The sequence below is a fragment of the Sutcliffiella cohnii genome (assembly GCF_002250055.1).
GTDB lineage: Bacteria > Bacillota > Bacilli > Bacillales > Bacillaceae_I > Sutcliffiella > Sutcliffiella cohnii.
In genome coordinates this window covers 1,203,861-1,224,724 of the sequence record NZ_CP018866.1, presented here as the reverse complement: position 1 = coordinate 1,224,724, position 20,864 = coordinate 1,203,861, and the positions used below count along the sequence as shown (strand labels likewise).

Sequence of the window (20,864 nt, the reverse complement as noted above, 5' to 3'; positions counted from 1 at the left end):
AAATCCCTTTAGTTACATAAAAAGTATGAGCATGAAAGCTTTCCCCTTGTCCCATTATCGCCAAAATTGTACAATAGTAAAAGTGATAAAATTGGAAAGGAATATCGTTATGAATATAAATCTTATCGATGATTTGTTAGATTCTTTTTCCCCTTCTACTTATGACCGTGGACTCGGGTATTATTATAACAATAATGTGTACAAACTTGAATTTGTAGGAGAAATAAACTCATGGGTGGCTAGTGTGGCTGGTAGCTCAAATTATCACGTTACCATCACAACTTATGGTGACTTTTCTTGCACTTGTAAAGCCTTTGAGAAATATGAAGAGTGCAAACATATTGCCGCTACTTTATTTGAAATTGAGGACTTAGTAGAAGAGAACCACATTAACCAAAAAGAAATAAACGCTTCAACTAATTTTAATATAAGTGAAAATATGATTTCTGCGTTATCACCACTTGCCCTATTTAATGAAAACATACTAAACGAGGAGAACAGTACTCCTTTAAAAATACAATTTCATTTAAAACTGCATCCTTCCCGATGGAGTCGTGAGTATTTCTCTATATCTATTAAAGTTGGGGAAGACCGGTTATATGTCGTAAAAGACATAACAGAATTTTTACAATCCATTAACGATAACGAAGAGCTTTCTTTCACAAATTTCTTTACGTATGATCCGAGTAAACATGTATTTTCTAACGAAGATCAGCCTGTAATGGATTTGTTATGTGATATATGGAAAAGCGAAGAATTTATTAGGGAAAATAATAACCACTATGTTTCTACTTCTAATAATAAAGAAATAAAAATACCACCTAGCTTTTTACAACGGTTATTAATCTTACTTCAAAATTGTGATTTCCAATTTCTAAATAACGGCAAAAAATATACGAACACCGTTTTGGAGGAAGAGAAAAAGCCTTTTTATTTTCCTATAAAAATAGTAAATGACGAAGTATCATTAGATATCCGTCCAATTTCTATATATGACTATCTTTCTGAATATAAGCTTATTGTAATAGATAACGAATTTTACCCATTAAATAAGGAAACGGAGCAAATTGTTAATCAGTTATTTCAATTGTTGAATCGTCATAATAATGATTTCGTTCCGATAAACAAAGCTAACTTGGATAAATTTTTTGCACACGTTGTACCAAGCTTAAAAAAAATTGGTGAAGTAGTTGTTGAGGACTCTATTACGAATCAATTATTACAAACCCCATTAGAAATTAAAATTTTTCTCGATTATGAAGAAGACTATTTATTGTTTAAGTGTGAATTACACTACGGAGAACACATTTTTGACCCGTTTGAAATAAAAGATAATTCTATTGAAGTGAATGGGCAAAAAATTGTTCGAGACTTGGAAAAAGAAAGGTTACTAATTGAAGCTTTAAATCAATCAAAGCTAGCTACAGATGGAGAGGACATTTTCATTTCTAAAGATGATCACATATACCATTTTCTTTTCTCCACACTACCTAAATATGAACAGTTTGCGACTGTGTATTTAACGGACAGAGTGAAATCAATCATTTATCAGCCAAAAATTGATTTCTCTTTTGATGTTCAATTTAAAGAGAATGAAAGTTTGCTAGATATTGAATTTGAGTTATCAGGAATTGAGCCAAATGATGTAAAACATGTGATGGCATCCATTAAAGAAAAGAAACGTTACCACCGTTTGTCTAATGGCTCTTTTATCCAATTAAATGAAGGTCTATCGGAACTAGAAGAAATATATGAGAAGTTAGGTGACCTTGGAAAAATATCCGATAACAAACTTTCGGTCCCATCCTACCGAGCAATGCAAGTGGAAAGCTTATTAACAGAAAAAACAGTGGATCAGAAAACGTACAATGAGGCTTTTCAACAACTTGTTCAACAATTGAAGAATCCAGAAAGCCTCACCATCACTGTTCCCCACTCTTTACAAGCGGAGTTAAGGGATTATCAGCTGGTTGGTTACAAATGGTTGAAAACATTAAGTACATTTGGATTTGGAGGCATTTTAGCTGATGATATGGGACTTGGTAAAACACTGCAAAGTATTACATACTTACTCGCAGAACGATTAGAAAACCCAGACAGTCAACCTGCATTAGTCGTTACACCTAGCTCATTAGTGTATAACTGGAAGTATGAATTAGAAAGATTTGCTCCGTCTTTAAAAATAGCAGTCGTCTCTGGCACAAAGGCAGAAAGAAAGGAAACATTCACTTCCGACAAAGATATCGACGTATATATTACAAGCTATCCTTTAATTAGACAAGATAGCAATGAATGGAATGCAAGAGAATTTTCCATTCTATTATTAGATGAAGCGCAAGCGATAAAAAACGATACGACGAAAATAGCTAAAACAATTAAATCGCTACAAGCTGCTAAGAAGTTTGCTTTAAGTGGAACACCTATTGAAAACTCATTGAACGAGCTATGGTCTATTTTTGACTGTATTTTACCTGGCTTTTTCCCAACAAAGAAAAAGTTCCAATCGTTAGATCACGAAAAAATTGCCATGTTGACAAAGCCATTTATTTTACGTCGATTAAAAACAGACGTATTACATGAGCTTCCAGAGAAAATAGAATCTGTTCAGCTTTCTGAGTTAACGAAGGAACAAAAACAGCTATACCTAGCTTATTTAGAAAAAATTCGTGGCGAAACGAAAGACGCCCTTTCTAATGAAGGATTTCAAAAAAGCAGGATGAAAATACTTGCTGGGTTAACAAGACTACGCCAAATTTGCTGTCACCCTTCATTATTTTTAGAAAACTATGAAGGAGACTCTAGTAAATTATCTCAGTTAATGGAGATGGTCCAGAATTCGATTGAAAACGGACAAAGAATTCTTTTATTCTCTCAATTTTCTAGTATGCTACAAATTATTAAGACTGAGCTAGATCGTAATGAAATAGACTCTTTCTACTTAGATGGATCAACTCCATCAAAGGATAGAGTGGAGATGGCGAATGCTTTTAATAACGGCGAACGAAATGTTTTTCTCATTTCTTTAAAAGCTGGCGGGACTGGATTAAATTTAACCGGTGCCGATACGGTGATATTATATGACCTGTGGTGGAATCCAGCAGTAGAAGAACAAGCTGCCGCTCGCGCCCATCGTATGGGTCAAAAGAAAGTAGTGCAAGTTTTCCGTCTAATTACAGAAGGAACGATCGAAGAAAAAATCTACAAGCTACAACAAAAGAAAAAAGAATTAGTTGATGCCATCATTCAACCAGGAGAGGCAAACTTCTCATCTTTATCAGAGAAAGAGATTTTAGAATTGTTAAGCTAACTTTCTGTAAAGCGATTATTATCCTAGCTCGACTACGCAGCTTTTACTATTTGAAATCCCTACCTTATTGAGTACATTACTCTAGGGTAGGTTATTTTTTTAAAAAAATAGCCAACCAATTTGGCTAGCAGGTTTCTATTAATATGTCGGTTCCCGTCATCCACTCCAATCTCATATCCCATCTCTTGAAGTAGTTCTCGTGTGTAGGCTAAACTATGCTCCGCTTGCTCCTGCCAAGTTGATATTGAGTTCATGAAGTTTTCTAAACCAGCAGGTGCATTTTTCTTCATCACTTGTAACCATCTGTTAACTTCTTTATCTTCTTTCAATCCGTTATTCACACAGTCTATTAGTGCTTTTATGATGGACTGATGAGTTTCCCCACGGTGTACCCTTTTCGCACAACCTAGGGCTGTTATTCGGTGATAGGATGCTGGAACAAGGTGGTGATGTAGTTCGGCATTTCCTTTTAAATTTTGTGTACCTGGAAAGTGAAATAACTGCGTTGTCATCGAGCATACCATTTGTTCTGCATTCAAGCTGTAACTTAGTCTCTCCACTACTGGAGCCCAGCTTTGACGATATCGATCATAATTATACAAAACCGTTCACCTCATTTCTTAAAAATTCCATAATAGCCTATGCAATTTTTTTCAGTTTGTTAACGTTAAATTATTGCCCTTGGGCTTTCCTCTCTAATGAAATAACCATCCCTTTCCTCATACTTTAAGAAAGAGCTTAATAATCAACTTCATTCCAAATTATCTCTTACTTTTTAAGAAATTTCTCTATTTCATCAGCAGGTAATGGTTTACAAAAACAAAAACCTTGACCAATATGACATTTATACTTCTTTAACAATTGTAGCTGCTCTTTATTTTCAATGCCTTCTGCAACTAATGTGAAATTCAAATTTTTCCCCATCTGAATAATAGATTTTACAATTTGGTCATCTTCTGTACAAATATCATCTATAAAAGATTTATCAATTTTAAGGTTATCAATAGGTAAACTTTTCAACACACTCAAGGAGGAATATCCAGTTCCAAAATCATCAAGGGCAATTTCTATTCCTAAACGTTTCATTATTTCAATACTTTTTTCGTGATTGCGCATTACATTTTCTGTAATTTCCAATTCTAACAAATTCGAGGGCAAACCTGTTTCATACAATATGTGATCAACTCTATTTACGAAGTTTTCATTCAAGAATTGATGTATTGAAACGTTAACTGCTATACGAATAGAAGGTAACCCCTTTAATTGCCAAAATTCCAGCTGCTTACACGCTGTTTCTAACACCCAATCACCAAGTTCAACAATTAGCCCTGTTTCTTCCGCTATTGGGATGAATTCATTAGGGGGGATCAGTCCTTTTGTTGGATGTTGCCAACGTATAAGAGCTTCTAAGCCAATTATTTTATCCGTACTTAAATTAACCTGAGGTTGATAAAATAGTTGAAATTCACCATTTTTTAATCCCCTTCTTATTCCTTGTTCGAATTCCAATTTCTTTTTGTACTGAACATCCATATTATCATCAAAGAAGCGATAGGCATTTCTTCCTCTTTCTTTTGCTGCATACATTGCTGTATCAGTATTTTTTAATAATACATCCGCATGTTCACCATCTCTAGGATACATACAGATACCAATACTAGAGGTAATATAGTATTCGTTTTTTTCGAGTATAAACGGATAGGATAATTTTTCAATAATTCCACTTGCTACTCTTTTCACTTTTTCCTCGTCAATGTCCTTTAGCAATAGAACAAACTCGTCCCCTCCATAACGAGAAAGAAATGCTTTATTTCCTAAAAATCCCTTTAATCGCTTTGAAACCTGCTTTAATAAAATATCACCCGCATCATGACCTAAGTTATCATTAATATATTTAAATCTATCTAAGTCTAAGAGCATAAGTGCAAAGCTTTCACTTTTCTCAATAGCCTCTTGCAAAAACTTATTTAGTGCATTACGGTTTGGCAATGTCGTAATCGAGTCATAATAGGCAAGATAATTAATTTGTTCTGCAGCTATTTTTCGTTCAGTAATATCTCTCATAATAACTTGTATTGCCTCTTTGCCGTGAAAAGTAGTTTTAAAAGCTATTGTTTCTATTGGGATTTTTTGACCACTTGGGGTAAGAATTCTTTGCTCTGCTAGCTCCTTCACTTTTTTCATCCTACTAATCGTGTAGTCATAATCCTCTAAAGGAACAAAATCTAATAGGTGCTTTCCAATTATATCTGATGCATTTTTTGCCCCGATGAAATTAATTCCCGCTTGATTTACGTAAACAATCACTCCATCTAAGTGAACGAAAATTACCTCAGCGGAATTTTCCACTAATTTTCGGTATCGCTCTTCACTTTCCCTTATATAACGAAAATCCCTGTCGATCAATTTATAAAAAATCCAACTCGTAACAACAATAAACAAGCATCCTTTCAATATTGAAAAAAAGTGAGCTTGGAAATGGGCATTTTTGTGGATATATTGGTCCAACAATAACTCACTAACAAAAATCCAAATAAGACTAATAATAAAATAAATAGCTATAATTCGAACTGAAGGCTTCCAATATTCACTGTTCAATCTTTCACCTCTTTTTGCAGGCTAAAAGTGTACCATTTAAAACAAGCTTGTATAATAAAATATTTTGCACAAAGTTAAATTTCATATATTTTGTATTGTTAACAGATGGTTTAAGCTCTATGTACAGTGAATTTTTTTCTGGTGGCATCTTTTCTATCGACTACTTCTTTTATAATTGCCTTATTTTTTGATTAATAAAATTAGTGTATAGTAGATTATATTATTAGTATTAAGAAAGTGAGCGACTGTATGAAACAAATTAACAGAGAGTTTCCTTTCTTTAAACTTCCAACTCTACGGCCAACATTATTAGTGAAAATAATTGTTTTGATCTGCTTGTTGAATATATTAGTGTTGATGTTATTTGGCATTTATACGAACAATAAATATACGCAAACGATGGAAGAGCAAATTGGAATACGTGCCCTTCATATCGCTCAAATTATTTCTGAAAATCAAGAAGTTAAAGCGGCTTTTAACAAGGAGAATCCTTCAGAAGTTATTCAGCCAATTGTTGAGAGAATACGTAAAACTACTGACTCGCAATTTATCGTCGTTGGTAATATAGAAGGCGAACGGTATTCCCATCCCCTACCAGATCGAATTGGGGAAACTATGGTCGGTGAAGATAATGAAAGGGCAATACTAGATGGTGAATCCTATATTTCAAAGGCTACTGGGTCTCTCGGACCGTCCATACGTGGCAAAGCACCAATTATATCAAGCACAGGTGATATTATTGGTGTTGTTTCAGTTGGTTACTTAATAGAAGATATTAATATGTCAATCAGCATGTATATAGCAGATATTTGGTATTGGCTTATTTTAAGTATAGTAATTGGGATAATTGGTGCAATCCTCATTTCCTTACATGTAAAAAAATCAATTTTAGGTCTTGAACCGGAAGAAATCGGACAGCTTTATGGGGAAAGGGAGGCAATTTTTCAATCTATTCATGAAGCGCTTATTGCAGTAGACAAGGATGGAATGGTTACGATGTATAACCAAAAAGCGGGAAAAATACTCCAGAGTGAATCGGAGTACATCGTTGGCAAAAGCATCACTAACTTATTAGCCAACAAATCTCTTAACCTAGTATTAAAAACAGGGAAAAGTCAATATCATCAAGAAATTTGGATAAAGGATGATAGGTTTATTATTAATAGCGTCCCTCTTTTTTATGATAAAAAAGTTATCGGAGCAGTGTACACTTTTCGAAATCAAACCGAAATAGAAAAGCTTTCAGAGGAGTTATCCAAAGTTAAACAATATTCCGAGGCTCTGCGGGTTCAAACACATGAGTTTTCGAACAAATTAAATACTATTTCAGGCTTATTGCAATTAGATAAAAAGGACGAGGCAATAGCATTTATAAACAAAGAAACAAAACAACAGCAAGAATGGATTCATTTCTTTATCAATAACGTAGAGGACCCTTATATAAGTGCCATTCTTTTAGGTAAATTAAACCAAGCCCATGAACTTGGTATTACACTTTCCATTGATCCTAACAGCCAACTTACCTCAACACTTTCCCTTAAATTGAGGGAAGGAGTTATTACCGCTATTGGTAATTTGTTAAATAATGCTTACGATGCCGTGTTAGAACATAATACTAAAAAAGAAGTTGGCATATTTTTCACCGACATCGGAAACGAAATCATCTTCGAAATTGAAGATAGTGGTGCTGGGATTCCACATGAAATCACACAAAATATATTCCAAAGAGGTTTTTCCACAAAATCCGGATTACATCGTGGAATTGGTTTAGCTCTTATTCACAAAATTTTACAAGAATTAAATGGAAACATATCTTTAGAAACTAGTGATTTAGGTGGTGCTTGCTTTATCATCGCCATTCCTAAAGCTCAAAGGGGAAATATGTTTGGGGGAGATAATCTTGACTAACGCATTTGGTGTGCTCATCATTGAGGATGATTTTCGTGTCGCAAATATTAATAAGGAACTTGTAGAAAAAGTTGAAGGTTTTCATGTAACTGGCATAGCTAATACAAAGAAAGATGCACTTTCATTTCTAAACAACTCTATTATTATACCTAATTTAATTTTACTAGATGTTTATATTCCTGATGTTGACGGACTAGATTTAATGTGGGAACTTAAACAAAATTACCCAAGCATCGATATCATTATGATTACTGCCGCCAAGGAAGTGGATACGATACAACAAACCATTAGAAGCGGTGTACTAGACTACATCATTAAGCCACTAGATGCTGAACGTTTGAGACAAACATTGGAGCGCTACAAAGAAAAACAATTGACTTTCTCAAGTAAAAGAGAAATTTCTCAAGAAGAGCTAGATCTCTTAAGGGGATTAGCAATTTCTAGTCAAGATAAGGAAAAAATAATCGGCCCTCCAAAAGGAATTGATCCTATCACTTTAGAAAAGATTTTGGCAGTTTTAATAGAAAAGGACGATAACACCAATGGATATACAGCCGCAGAGGTTGGTGCGTGTATCGGAGCAAGTCGCTCTACCGCAAGGAGATATTTGGAGTATTTAGTTTCTTTGAAGCAAGTGAGTGCCGAGTTAATTTATGGGGATGTAGGAAGACCAGAACGAAGGTACAGGATTAATTAAATAGTTTGTCTATGAAGTAGAAAAACCAAGTGAGTAATTTAATCACTTGGTTTCCTTTTGATTTTATAAAGCAATTATTCCAAGTACAATCGCTACTACCATTAATACTAAACTAAATCCCCATACCCAAAAAATAGAGTAGCGAATATGTTTTCCCATTTCACAACCTGCTAGACCAAGAGCTAACCAAAGCGCTGGTGAAAATGGACTGACAAAGGTACCAATAATGTTACCGATGATCATGGAGTAGGCAGCTGTAACGGATTCAACACCATAAGTGACGACTATTTGTTCCACTACAGGTAGTAAGGCGAAATAATAAGCATCTGTATTTAATATTAGTTCAAACGGTACACCGAATGCCCCAATAATGAGGTGCAAATACGGGACAATAAAGGCTGGCAAGATTCTCACCATATCAACTGCAATGGAATTAAGCATTCCCGTACCGCCTAAGATGCCTAAAAAAGATCCAGCAGCTAATATAATACTCGCCATTAATAATGCATTAGGTGCATGTGCTTTTATTCGTGCCATTTGATCGTCTACCTTTGGATAATTAAGAAGCAAGGCGATACTTAAGAATATCATAAAGATGAAACCGGCAGGAATAATTCCCCACACTAACATACCAATCATCCCTAATGTTAATAATAAATTCACCCAAAGTAGCTTAGGTCTAGCTAAGGAAATATCTTTTTCTTTCTGATAAGAACTTTCTGCATACTCTTGAGCTGCCGCTACCTCATCTTGAGAACTTTCAGTTTCACGGAGTAAGGCGATACGTCGTTTTTCTCTAATCCCCAATATTAACGCCATACAAGTTAAAAGAAAGAGTCCAATTATCTGTAATGGTATTAACGGTCTCCATAATTCTGTAGGATCCAAACCAAGCACAGCAGCTGTTCTCCCCAGTGGTCCTGCCCATGGAAGCATATTTAATATACTAGCACTCGTTCCAACTAATAGTAATAATAAATACGGACTCATTTTTAATCTTTTATATAAAGGTAGTAATGCCGGGATCGTTATTAGAAAAGTTGACGCACCAGAACCATCTAAATGAGCAATCGCAGCGATAAAAACTGTACCTACTGCAACAGCGACAACATTACCTCTTGTAATCGCAATCATTTTATTGATAATTGGATCAAAAAGTCCTGCATCTTGCATTATTCCAAAAAAGAGTATCGCAAAGATAAACATAATGACAACATTTATAACCTTATCGATTCCCTCACTAAAAAATCCACCAATTTCAGCTATGCCAAAGCCTGCAATTAGTGCTCCAATAATCGGTACTAATACAAGTCCAATAATTGGTGAAATTCTCCCTTTCAGTAGCAAGATCACAATTGTTAATATCGTAGCAAATCCGATAATACTTAGCATGTAAACTCTCCCCTCATAAAATAGTAATATACCGATTTTTTAATAAGTTAAAAGGAAACGCTTTCAAAAATCTTCACCATAAGTTTCTGAAAATTATATAAATAAGTTAACATATAACAAAATTGAATAAGAGTTTATGAAAATACTGCGTATAATAATCATTTTGGTAATTTTGTTCATTTTGTTCACAACGAGTTAAACTAATTTTCTATTATTCTCTTCTTTTGCAAACTAAAAAAGACCGATTGTATTTTTTACAATCAGTCAAAATAAAGTTTATGTTTAATATTTATGAATGCAATGGTCGTTGCTACAAGTAACTTTAATCCCAATAATTAAACAGAAAATCCCCTTGAGTTTGTGGCTTCCAATAATTGATACTGTATCGCTCCCAGTCTGACAGTGGACGAGTTATCTCGAATGGACGATTTAACTCCTCTACCGAACAAACTTTGTATGGTAAGGAAAAATAGTGAGCTAGCATTGAAACATCAACGAATTTGATTGGATAGCCTTCTAGCTCTCTCGTGAACGCAACGTCATAGTTGTTACAAAGTATATAAATCGGCCCGTCCCTGAGAGAAAGCTTAACTGCCTGATAACTACATATACCTAGTTCTTCATAAGTGATGATATGAGATTTTACGCGTAAATCTCTTGCAATACTTTTGCAAAGGTTGTAAAAAGCAACATAATCGTACCCAGTAAATTGTTCTTCAGGAAAGGAAACTAGCGTACTTTTTATCCCCATCTTTTCCTCCACCTGTTTCACAAGGTTCGTAACTTTTGGGCCGGAGAAGATGGTTTGAAATTGTTGCGGTGATAGAAGTCCAGGTCTCTCATTCCCAAGAGAGTCTATTAATAATGAATGTCCCCAACTAGTGCTTCCTTCATCTATGGTAAAAAAGAAATAAAATTCTTCTTTCTGAAGTTGAACTGTGACATTTAGCTCGTATAAATTTACGTAAGTACCGTCTGAACACGGCACTTGCTCGTTGTATATAAGATTTGTACGTAAGACTTTCATTCGGTACCCCCTCCCATTCTCTATAAATAGCACCCTTATTTTGATACTCTACCTTACCCAATTTCATTTTTCGGGAATTGACGCATATGATAGGCAACTCGTTCAATGTTTCCACTTTCATCGCGAACAAAGCGAATTAACTCCACTTGATCTTTTACGATAGCTAAAAATAAGTCTTTCCCTACGCATTGGATTGGAAAAGAGGTTCCTTGAGTAGAGAAATCTAGTCCTTCATTCTTTACGTTAATTGATATACTCATTCCCTCGTTTGAAGTATACGTCCCCTGGTAATCTCTTAATTCTTCCTGTACCACCTCGTATTTTGTTGTGGAAAAGGGTGTTGCTTCTACCGCTCTTCCTTCTAAACTGTTTAATGCTCCTCCCATGATAGTTACTGCAGGAACGCCAGCTAAGTTCGTTAAAATCATGCCAGTTATTTCTTTTTCCGGGATGATACAAAGTTGGGAGGCCACTGCTTTTAAGTTCCCACCATGTTCGACTAGCGTCGACCCATGATAATTAGGGGTAATCATAAAACCATACCCGTAATATCTACCAGGAGAACATTCAATATAAGGTGTAATCATTTGTTCGACGCTTTTTTCTGATAAGATTCGTTTATTTCCAACTTTCCCCTTCGTGCGAATGAGTTCAGCGTACTTTAGCATGTCATTTACTGTAGACTTTAATGCCCCAGCTCCTCTCATGGAAGGTGACTCCCACCAAACTGGAGCTTCGTATACTTCATAACCGTTTTCCACTTTTCTAGCGGCATAAAGAGAGGTGATATTGTCATAGTCTTCTAGTTCATCAATTTCGAAACAAGTATGTTCCATTCCACATGGGTCTAAAATATATTCTTTTACAAACTGCTCAAACGTGCTTCCACTAACTCGTTGAACAATGGTGCCTAACAATGCGTAGCTGTCGTTGGAATAACTGAACTGTGTTCCTGGTTCACCTATTAGTTCCATATCTAATCTACCAATGAAGTCCATTAACTGTTCATATGTATCAATCGGACCTTGGTTGTCATCCTCCGGGAATGAAAGCCCAGGGTAATCTTTAACAGACGGATCTTGATCAAAGCTTCTTTTTTTCGCATAAAAAAGGGATGGTAGTGGTGGTAATCCTGCTGAATGGGTCATAAAGTGGTGAATAGTCATTTTGTCCGTTGCATCCGTTTTTGTTGAGAATTCTGGTAAGTATTTAACAACTGGGTCATGAACAGAAAGCTTTCCTTGTTCCTGCAATATCATAACTGCCATACATGTAAATGATTTTGTAACAGACGCAATCCCAAATACAGTATCCATCGTAACAGGGAGCTCCTTTTCGACATTACGATGCCCGAACCCTTTTTCATATACGACTTTTCCATTATGCGCTAATCCAATCGCTATTCCAGGTATTTGATACTTCTTCGCTAACCTTTCTGCAAATGTTTCAAACTCATTCATTACAACTTGACTTTTCATTCAGACCAGCTCCTTAATATTGATGCAAACTCTCACCAAATAATTTGACTATTATGATTTATTTTACCATTTTCAATCAACGGAGAACATTTAATATAAAAAAACGAAGAACACTATATTAGTCCTTCGGTTCACAACTAATCGATACAAAATAAATTCAACTCGAAACACTTTTCACTTTGCTTTTTACAAAAGAAAAGCCTTTCCCTTCCCACTCTGGATGTGCTTTCTTTACGACAGTTGGTCTTGCCATACTAAGAATAACAATAATGAGCATTGCTGCAGAAACTATTAGAACCCAATGTGCTGGGAGAATGTCATAAAGGAAGCCGTAAAGTACCATCCCTAGAGGCATAAGTGCCATAGACATCGTTTCCAGAATAGAAAATACTCTCCCTTTATATTCGTCTGCAATTGTTTTTTGGAGCATCACCTGTAATGGTGTATTAACGACGATGATCATCCCACCAAAAGCAAGCATGATTAGCATATAAAATCCGACTTGAACAAAGTAACTCATTGGTATTAGAAGTGGTACCGTAATGCTAGCTAAAATTAATCCTAGACCAATAATTCCTCGTTTTGAAACTAATAGAGGGAAGCGCACTTCTTTTCTCATCGAAAAATAAATCGACATTACTAGCATCCCTAACGAAAATGCTCCTTGTGTTAACCCAAAATGTTGCGACTCCATTTTTAATTTTTCAATTAAAATATACGAGTAACCTACCTCGAATGCTCCGAATAAAAAGTTCACTAGTAACCCTATCCATATCATAATCATAATGACTCGTTGCAATTTTAAATAGCTTATTCCAGCTTTCATGCTTTGCCACATTGACTCTTTTTGCTCGCCCTCTACTGGCTGTTTTTCTGTTGCGAACAGTTTAAAGTTCATTGTCGACTCGAGAATAACGGCAATAATCGAAGCCCCAATGTAGATTAATAGAAAAACAGGAATGGAAACTGTTCCGTATAGTATCCCACCTACTGCTGGACTACCAATAGCCGCAAATGAGATGGCCATTTGATTTAATGACATCGCCTTTTGAATTCTATTTTGATCAATCAAACTAGTAATCGATGATGTGAATGCAATTCCCGAAAACATCGAAGTTAAAGATAATATAGCTGTTGTTATATAAATGGTAATTAAGGAAAGACCAGATGTTAGTGTAATTCCAAGAAGAATAATAATGGTGAGTGTTGTTGCAATCTGTGACAGGATGACTATTTTTTTCTTTGAGTATCGATCAGTAATCGCTCCGGCAAACGGGCTTAAAATCGTTCGAGGTAAAATGTTACAAATTAAATTAGTTGCAAAACTAGTAGCCGAGCCCGTTAGTTGTAATATATAAAAACTAATGGCAAATGTATAAACTTGGGCTCCAAACGTCGAAACCATTTTACTAATCATAAACGTATACAAATGGTAAGTTGCCTTTTTTAACTTTAAGCTATCATCCATCATAGCACCCCGCATTTAAAAGTTTAATTTAATTAAACAAATCATAACACGGATAGTTCTTCCATTACAAGCAAAAGTTTAATATAATTAAACAAATAGGCGATTTACGAAAGGAGTGCTTTAATACATGCTAGGTGAACGCATTCGAAAGCTACGAAAACAAAAAAAATTGACACTTGAAGCACTTGCTGGAGAAAAATTGACAAAAGGAATGTTAAGTCTCATTGAAAATGATAAAGCCCAGCCTTCCATGGAAAGTCTTGCGTATATTGCAGAACGGTTGAACGTAGAAGTTGCGGAGTTACTTGGAAATGCTAACGCTAGCGAATTGAGAAATGTCATGGTCCAGGCCGAGCAACTTATTAACATTGATCACGAGGAAGATCCAAATAAATATAAAAAAATAATAAAACTCATCGAACCTTTTATTGATAAAGTTACGAAGAGTTACGAGTCTGCTCGATTGTTAGAACTGTATAGCTATGCACTTTACTATGAAAAAATAGACGGTTGGCAAACATTACTCCAGCGTGCTGCCGATATTTTTGATGAACTAAACGTATCCTCCAGCCGAACAAAAATTGCTGTGTTTCGTTCTTCCATAAAGTTTGTTGAACACCGCTACGAGGAAGCGTTAGACGTTTTTTTAAAGGAAAGAAAAGCTGTGGAAGAACAACATTTTTATATCGATCCTTTGTCACTACTTGAGCTTGATTATCATGAATCCGTTTTATACTTTGCGGTAGGCAATTCAGAACCAGCACTAAATGTAATGGAACGGGCCATTACTTTATCAAAGGAAAAGAGGATTTTTTATTTAATTGATGATTTATATCGACTTGCCGCTGTCCATGCGATGGATGACGGGAATAAAGAAAAACAAAACTATTATTTAATGAAGTTAAAAAAGTACGGAGAATTCGCTGACCATGAACCTTCTATCCACTTTTATCATCTAATCAACTTGATGATGCTTATTTCAGAAGAAAAGCAATATACGAAAGCTTTGGAGCTAATTGAGGAATATTTAGAAGAAAAAATGGTACATTATGAAACTTGGCTCTCTGCCGAAAAAGGAAAAGCACTATATTACCTAGGTCGGTACGATGAGGCTTTTGCAGTTTTGGAACAAGTAAAGGTACCAGAGTATCTCCACCATCCTTATGATTTAGCTATGTTTTATATTTTAGAATCATTTAAGGGTTTAATACAACTCGTATTGGGGAATAACGAAGCTGCTCTCTCCTATGCCAAAAAAGGTGTTCAACTATTTGAAACACTCCCTGAATCAGCGTATAAGAGGTTTAGCATAGTGACCTTAGAGAAGATTAAGAAAGAATTTTGAATTGAATAATAGTCCAGAAGATTTGCTACCGCCATTGTAACTCTTTTGTTACCTCCTTTTAATAAACTACTATTAAAGGAGGAGTATAGATGAAAATTACCAATCATAAAGTAAATGCAGGAGGAGTTCAAATTCACGTTGTTGATTACGGTGGAATTGGGGAACCGATTGTTTGCGTGCATGGTCTTACTGCTAATGCACGGTTTTGGGATGCAATTGCAGAACAACTGTCTCCTACTTACCGTGTTTTAGCGGTTGATTTGCGTGGACGTGGTGATAGCGAAAAGCCGAGTGATGGATACCACATCCAACAGCATGCGCAAGATATACGGCACGTTTTAACTCACTTCGATATTGAAAATGCAATCGTTATGGGACATTCTCTCGGAGCAATCATTTCACTCTGTTTTACAGCGACATATCCTGAACGAGTAAAAAGATTAATATTAGTTGATGGCGGAGAAGATTTAGAGCGTGAAGTAGCGGAAGTCTTACAACCTTCTATTGAAAGACTTGGCCGTGTTTACCTCAATTTCAATGAGTATACGGAGGAGCTTCGTTCGAAACCTTTTTTCCAACCTTGGAATTCGTACGTTCATGAATATTTCTATGCGGATGTACATCACCATCCAGATGGAACTGTGTCCACGAAAACGACAAAGGATATTATCGATAAAGAAATAGAAGCTTTATACAGTACGAACGTTAATCAGTATCATGATAACATTCATGTGCCTGCACTTCTATTTTACGCACCGCATTGTTTATATCATCCAACCGCTTATTTATTATCAAAAGAAACAGGTCAGCATTTAGCAACGAAGTGGAAGAATAGTAAGTTCATAGAAGTTCCAGGAAGTAATCATTTTAGTATTATTTTTTCAGAGTACAGACTAGTCACGGAGGAAATCCGACAGTTTTTAGGTAGTAATATCGAGGAAAAGGCACGTTAGCGTGCCTTTTTATATCGTCATTAGCCGTTTTAAATTTTTTTGGCAACTAGCGCCCCTACTCCTACAACTAAATAAACACCCATTAAACATACAATTAGTAGACCCGTTTCGATATATTGGACCCCACTTGCAAAAGCGATAATTAATGCTGCTCCACTTCCAAACAGTACGACATATAAAACAACCATAAAATACTTTTGAAGGTTTCTTAATGTCCGCTCATCTACGTCTGGTACGTTTCCGTTTCGTTTTTCCTTTATTTTAAGACCAGCGAAAAATACTAAACAGCCACCCAGAACTCCGATAATCATTGGTAGAAATAGGTTCAATGGGTATTCACCAGTTTCTTTTCCAATTAAATAAATTGCCAGTCCCCCTCCGATTAACATACAAATGATAATAACAGCCCAAGTAATATATAATAGCTTCTTTTTGCCCACCAGATTCACTCCTCTTCTTCTAAATAAAATAGCTGCTCAAACGGAACATTAAAATACTTTGCTAATTTTAACGCCAGCTCCAAGCTCGGATTATATTTATTTTTTTCAATCGCATTAATTGTTTGTCGAGTAATTTGTAAATCTTCCGCCATTTGAACTTGCGTAATCTCCTTACTTGTTCGAATTTCTTTAATGTGATTTATAACTTTCACAAGCAACCTCCAATCTAGGCGAGTGTAAAGATATCTTTACACTCAGTATAAATGATGTAGTTTTTGATGTAAAGATATCTTTACACTTTTTTGATTTTATAGTCCAATTGGTTTATCAGAAAACTTCACCTAAAAAAAAGAACAGGTCCTAAATAAGACCTGTCCCTTACTTTTACTTCTATTTCTTTTTCATACGGTATAAATCAACCGTTTTATATCCTTGTGATAAAATGTCTACCATTTGTGCTTGGCGTTTTTCGCGTGTTTTTTGTTGTTTTGCAGAAAATATGTATCGAGCCCAATCTCGTTTGTAGCCGGGGGTTAACTCTAGGAAGAAAGTTCGTTCATTCGGATGCTCTGCAAGCATTGCTTCGACGTCCTTTACATTATCCTCATAGTCAGCTACACATTGACTGGCAACTGACGATTTTTGTGCTTTCTTCTTTTCTCTCTTTAATCCTACAACTGTATATACGTCATCCATCGCTACCATACGTGAGAACTTCACATCGCTATCTCCCACATATCCATCTTCACCTACTTTTAATGTAGGGAAAATTTCATCTCTATGAACGAACGTTTCGTAACGTTTGTTTCCTTTTTTCGGATAAGCAAAAAATAAATATCCTTTTTCACGTAATTGCTGCTCATTAATAACCCGCTCTGTATGTTCCACCATGTCATTGATTGTTTCGATAAAAATAAAAATGGCATCATGATTTCCGATTAATGCCGTATCGTAACCATCAAAAATATGATAATCACTTGGTTCATTAACGACTGCTAAGTTTTCGTACTTGTCTAGTTTTAGTTTATTAATAATTGTCATCGCACTCTCCTTTTCATCATTGGTACAAACCGTATGTTTTATTTACATCTTGAATGAAAATAATTCCGTTTCCAGGTTCATCTATTTTCAGCTTTGATCTAATGGACGATATAATATTTTCCGTGCTCTCTTTTTCAGATAAGATTAATACTAACTCTTTTTCTGGCTCAATCGTCATGGAAAAGAGTTTACTTGTTTCATGGATACCGGAGCCTCTTGCGTTAATAATGGTACCACCTTTTGATCCTGCTTCATTGGCAGCGTCGATAACAAGCTCCGCATTTCCTTTTTCTACAATAACCGTAATAGCGTGATACATCGTATTATTCACACCACTTTCTTCATTTATTGTTTCTTTCATACATTTTGCTCCTAATACTCGGTAAATCGATGTTGTAAAAACGATCCCGTGGTTTGGCTTTGAAAATTTAAATTGTTTATCGAGTTGTTCAATCGCATGATGAACAGTACTTTTATCGGAAACTAGTATAATAATTTCTTTTCGGATATCATTTATCCCTAACATTTCCAAGAGGCGGTTTTTTACTGTCCCTTTCCCTACAAGAATAGTTCCTCCTGAAATACCGTGTTTTTTTGCAGTTTGCATAATTTTACTTCCTTTTCCGAAGTCAACAATAATACAAACTTGTTCGTATGCGATCATTTCAGAGTTACTGGACATCTTTTTCCAAACCTACTTTCTTTGATTTCATTTTAAATATGAGTCCTACAATTTGCAGTGTAATGAGAGGGGTCAAAGCTACCATCGCAATCATTCCAAATGCATCTACTAAAACATTAGCACCTTCAATTGCTTCTGCTGCACCTTGTACGAATGCTAGTATAAATGTAGCTGTCATCGGTCCAGAGGCAACCCCACCAGAATCAAACGCAATCCCTACAAACAGTTTAGGAACAATATAGGTTAAGGCGATCGCAATAATGTAGCCTGGCAATAAGTAATGCCATAATTGTAGTTCTGGAATAAGTATTCTTAGTATAGACAAAGCAACCGCAAGACCTACACCGATACAAAGGGAAAACATCACAACGTTTCTTCTTACGTATCCACTCGTAACATCTTCAATTTGATGAGTCAAAACATGTACTGCTGGTTCGGCAAGTATTGTTACAAGACCGAGAACGAACGCTACGATAATAAGGTATGCTTTCCTGTCTAACGATGCGATAGAATATCCAATTTCCCTACCAACATCCATGAAGCCTGCATTGACACCAACTAAAAATAATACAAGTCCGATAAACGTAAATACAAGTCCTACGACAATTTTTCGAACTGCTTTCCTTGACATTTTAAAGGATATTTTCTGGAATACAAGGAAAATAATTAAAATAGGTAAAAGGGCTATAATTATTTCTTTCGTAATCTTAGGAAATTCGTGCAAAAAAGGACCAATGACGGACAGTGTACCTTCCGCTTGCGCTTCAATTCCTCCAGTTATTTCTTCTGTTTTTGATATGATATTCATAAGTAAAACAGCAATTATCGCTCCTGTAGAAGCAATTGCAACAAGACCGAAGCTATCTTTCTCGGACGCTTTACTATCTTTTTTCATCGAGGATATCCCTAGAGCAAGTGCTAAAATAAATGGAACAGTCAATGCACCTGTAGTTGCTCCCGACGCATCAAACGAGATTGCTAAAAATTCTGGTGAAGTATATATAGCGAGAACTAAAATAATAAAATATAAAACTGTTAATATTTTGTATAGCGGGATGTTAAATACAATCCTAACTAATCCCAACGCAATGAGAGCGCCAATCCCAATCGAAACTACTACGACAATTAATGATTTGGAGATTACACCTGATGTAACAAAATCTACTTGCCCAGCAAGAATATGTAAGTCTGGCTCCGCAATGGAAATGAAGAAGCCTAACAACAACCCAGCTATTAGGACAATCCATACTTTATTAGATTTAGCAATCGTTTTTCCCATTAATTGCCCAATAGGTGTAATGCCGATGTCTACCCCAAACAAAAAGATAGATAATCCAACGATGATGAAAATAGAACCGATTATAAATCGAATAAACATGGAAATGTTGTCAAGTGGAGCTAGCGTGAAGTTTAATAGTAAGACGATAAACGTAATAGGTAAAACTGCATATAATACTTCTTTAAATTTATGGACAATTACATTCAAATAGCAGTCATTCCTTTCTGAAATAAGTTCCTCTTATTTATGGAAGAGCCCGTTCTTTTATTTTTTTTATTATCTCATAAAACATTATTATCGTTATGTGAATTTTTAAAAAAATAATAGTTTTTTGGAAAACACGTATGTCCCTCCTTATTTTATTAAATACTTTGGATAAGAAAGTTAAGGTGAGTAGGTGAAACTTACAAGTGAACGTTATGACATTTAACATACACCACGGTAGAGGAATCGACGGAAAATTAGATTTACGTAGAATAAAAGATGTTATAAAAAGTTCTAGGGCAGAAATAATTGCACTCAACGAGGTGGATAAAGAGTTTTCCTTTCGTAGTAAATATGTAGACCAAGCACTATGGCTGGCAGAAAATTTACAGATGAACTATGTATTCGGTCCAACGATACATATCAAAACTAAAAATCGAACTCGACAATACGGAAATGCACTTTTAACCCGATTTCCAATTGAAAGTAGCTGTAACCATCCATTCGACTTTTTACCAAGTTTTATGGAAAATAGAGGTTTATTAGAGGTTCATGTAAATATAAACGGAAAAGTGATATCATGCTTTGTTACCCACTTAAGCTTCGCCCCTTTTTTGCACCAGCAACAAGCAAGATTTGTGTTGAGTAAAGTAAGGGAAACTGATCAACCTACTATCCTTATGGGCGATTGGAATATGAGACCGTCTTCCAAAAGTTATTCCGAAGTGACACAGCATTTAGTAGACGCTAAAAGTAGCGATGGTTTAGATTATACGTTTCCTTCTAAAAGGCCGAAAGTGAAACTAGATTACATATTTGTTAGTGATGGAATTAAAGTAATTCATGCAGCAGCTTATACATTTAATGTGCTAGCTTCGGATCATTTACCTTTTGTTGCGGAAATGGATGTTTTGTGAAGGGTACTAGAGTGGGAAGACTTTTTGAAGGTTGTAAAAATAAAGATTGTTAGCATTAATTTGTGTTTATTGGTGAATATCAATTTATTTCTAATATAACACACAAATAAAAATAGACCCGATACATG

General features: G+C 35.4%; 17 protein-coding genes. 6 read left to right on the top strand and 11 right to left on the bottom strand.

The window, feature by feature from the left end:
* The first annotated feature begins 109 nt into the window (after window positions 1-109).
* The gene (locus BC6307_RS05880; RefSeq protein WP_066410810.1) at window positions 110-3,307 is read left to right on the top strand and encodes a DEAD/DEAH box helicase; all 3,198 of its coding nucleotides are present in this window, start codon (window positions 110-112) and stop codon (window positions 3,305-3,307) included.
* Between the two features lie 59 nt (window positions 3,308-3,366).
* Here BC6307_RS05880 and BC6307_RS05875 read toward each other — a convergent pair whose 3' ends face one another.
* Together BC6307_RS05875 and BC6307_RS05870 are read right to left on the bottom strand one after the other, a co-directional pair.
* A complete protein-coding gene (locus BC6307_RS05875) occupies window positions 3,367-3,909 on the bottom strand; it encodes a hypothetical protein (RefSeq protein ID WP_174522351.1) in 543 nt (180 codons plus the stop codon).
* 166 nt (window positions 3,910-4,075) lie between these two features.
* The gene (locus BC6307_RS05870) at window positions 4,076-5,905 is read right to left on the bottom strand and encodes a putative bifunctional diguanylate cyclase/phosphodiesterase (protein WP_066410812.1); all 1,830 of its coding nucleotides are present in this window, start codon (window positions 5,903-5,905) and stop codon (window positions 4,076-4,078) included.
* Window positions 5,906-6,154: 249 nt separating this feature from the next.
* Between BC6307_RS05870 and BC6307_RS05865 the strand changes: the two genes are divergently transcribed.
* Window positions 6,155-7,813, top strand: a complete 1,659-nt coding sequence (locus BC6307_RS05865; protein WP_084380067.1) for an ATP-binding protein — start codon at window positions 6,155-6,157, stop codon at window positions 7,811-7,813.
* Window positions 7,806-8,510 (top strand): response regulator, encoded by a 705-nt coding sequence (locus BC6307_RS05860; protein ID WP_066410815.1) that lies wholly within the window; start codon window positions 7,806-7,808, stop codon window positions 8,508-8,510. The genes BC6307_RS05865 and BC6307_RS05860 overlap by 8 nt, the downstream gene beginning before the upstream one ends.
* Before the next feature lie 63 nt (window positions 8,511-8,573).
* Here BC6307_RS05860 and BC6307_RS05855 read toward each other — a convergent pair whose 3' ends face one another.
* The 4 genes from BC6307_RS05855 to BC6307_RS05840 form a co-directional block, all read right to left on the bottom strand.
* Complete coding sequence (locus tag BC6307_RS05855) at window positions 8,574-9,902, bottom strand: CitMHS family transporter (RefSeq protein WP_066410817.1); 1,329 nt, start codon at window positions 9,900-9,902, stop codon at window positions 8,574-8,576.
* Window positions 9,903-10,224: 322 nt separating this feature from the next.
* The gene (locus BC6307_RS05850) at window positions 10,225-10,929 is read right to left on the bottom strand and encodes a hypothetical protein (RefSeq protein ID WP_066410819.1); all 705 of its coding nucleotides are present in this window, start codon (window positions 10,927-10,929) and stop codon (window positions 10,225-10,227) included.
* A 53-nt stretch (window positions 10,930-10,982) separates the two neighbouring features.
* Window positions 10,983-12,407, bottom strand: a complete 1,425-nt coding sequence (locus tag BC6307_RS05845; RefSeq protein WP_066410821.1) for a serine hydrolase domain-containing protein — start codon at window positions 12,405-12,407, stop codon at window positions 10,983-10,985.
* 157 nt (window positions 12,408-12,564) lie between these two features.
* Complete coding sequence (locus BC6307_RS05840; RefSeq protein WP_066410823.1) at window positions 12,565-13,875, bottom strand: MFS transporter; 1,311 nt, start codon at window positions 13,873-13,875, stop codon at window positions 12,565-12,567.
* 127 nt (window positions 13,876-14,002) lie between these two features.
* Here BC6307_RS05840 and BC6307_RS05835 point away from each other — a divergent pair, with 127 nt between their 5' ends.
* A complete protein-coding gene (locus BC6307_RS05835; protein WP_066410824.1) occupies window positions 14,003-15,220 on the top strand; it encodes a helix-turn-helix domain-containing protein in 1,218 nt (405 codons plus the stop codon).
* Window positions 15,221-15,309: 89 nt separating this feature from the next.
* A complete protein-coding gene (locus BC6307_RS05830) occupies window positions 15,310-16,173 on the top strand; it encodes an alpha/beta fold hydrolase (protein ID WP_066410826.1) in 864 nt (287 codons plus the stop codon).
* A gap of 29 nt (window positions 16,174-16,202) precedes the next feature.
* On the opposite strand, the gene BC6307_RS05825 is transcribed toward BC6307_RS05830, so the two are convergent.
* The 5 genes from BC6307_RS05825 to BC6307_RS05805 form a co-directional block, all read right to left on the bottom strand.
* Entirely contained in the window at window positions 16,203-16,613 is a 411-nt protein-coding gene (locus tag BC6307_RS05825; RefSeq protein ID WP_066410828.1) for a hypothetical protein, read from the bottom strand.
* A gap of 5 nt (window positions 16,614-16,618) precedes the next feature.
* On the bottom strand, window positions 16,619-16,825 hold the full coding sequence (locus tag BC6307_RS05820) for a helix-turn-helix transcriptional regulator (protein WP_066410830.1): 207 nt from the start codon (window positions 16,823-16,825) through the stop codon (window positions 16,619-16,621).
* A gap of 178 nt (window positions 16,826-17,003) precedes the next feature.
* The gene (locus tag BC6307_RS05815) at window positions 17,004-17,654 is read right to left on the bottom strand and encodes a YdeI/OmpD-associated family protein (RefSeq protein ID WP_066410831.1); all 651 of its coding nucleotides are present in this window, start codon (window positions 17,652-17,654) and stop codon (window positions 17,004-17,006) included.
* Window positions 17,655-17,670: 16 nt separating this feature from the next.
* Entirely contained in the window at window positions 17,671-18,336 is a 666-nt protein-coding gene (locus BC6307_RS05810; protein WP_066410833.1) for a P-II family nitrogen regulator, read from the bottom strand.
* Window positions 18,326-19,822, bottom strand: a complete 1,497-nt coding sequence (locus BC6307_RS05805; protein ID WP_066410835.1) for a DUF1538 domain-containing protein — start codon at window positions 19,820-19,822, stop codon at window positions 18,326-18,328. The genes BC6307_RS05810 and BC6307_RS05805 overlap by 11 nt, the downstream gene beginning before the upstream one ends.
* Before the next feature lie 212 nt (window positions 19,823-20,034).
* Between BC6307_RS05805 and BC6307_RS05800 the strand changes: the two genes are divergently transcribed.
* On the top strand, window positions 20,035-20,736 hold the full coding sequence (locus BC6307_RS05800; protein WP_235858026.1) for an endonuclease/exonuclease/phosphatase family protein: 702 nt from the start codon (window positions 20,035-20,037) through the stop codon (window positions 20,734-20,736).
* Window positions 20,737-20,864: the final 128 nt, after the last annotated feature.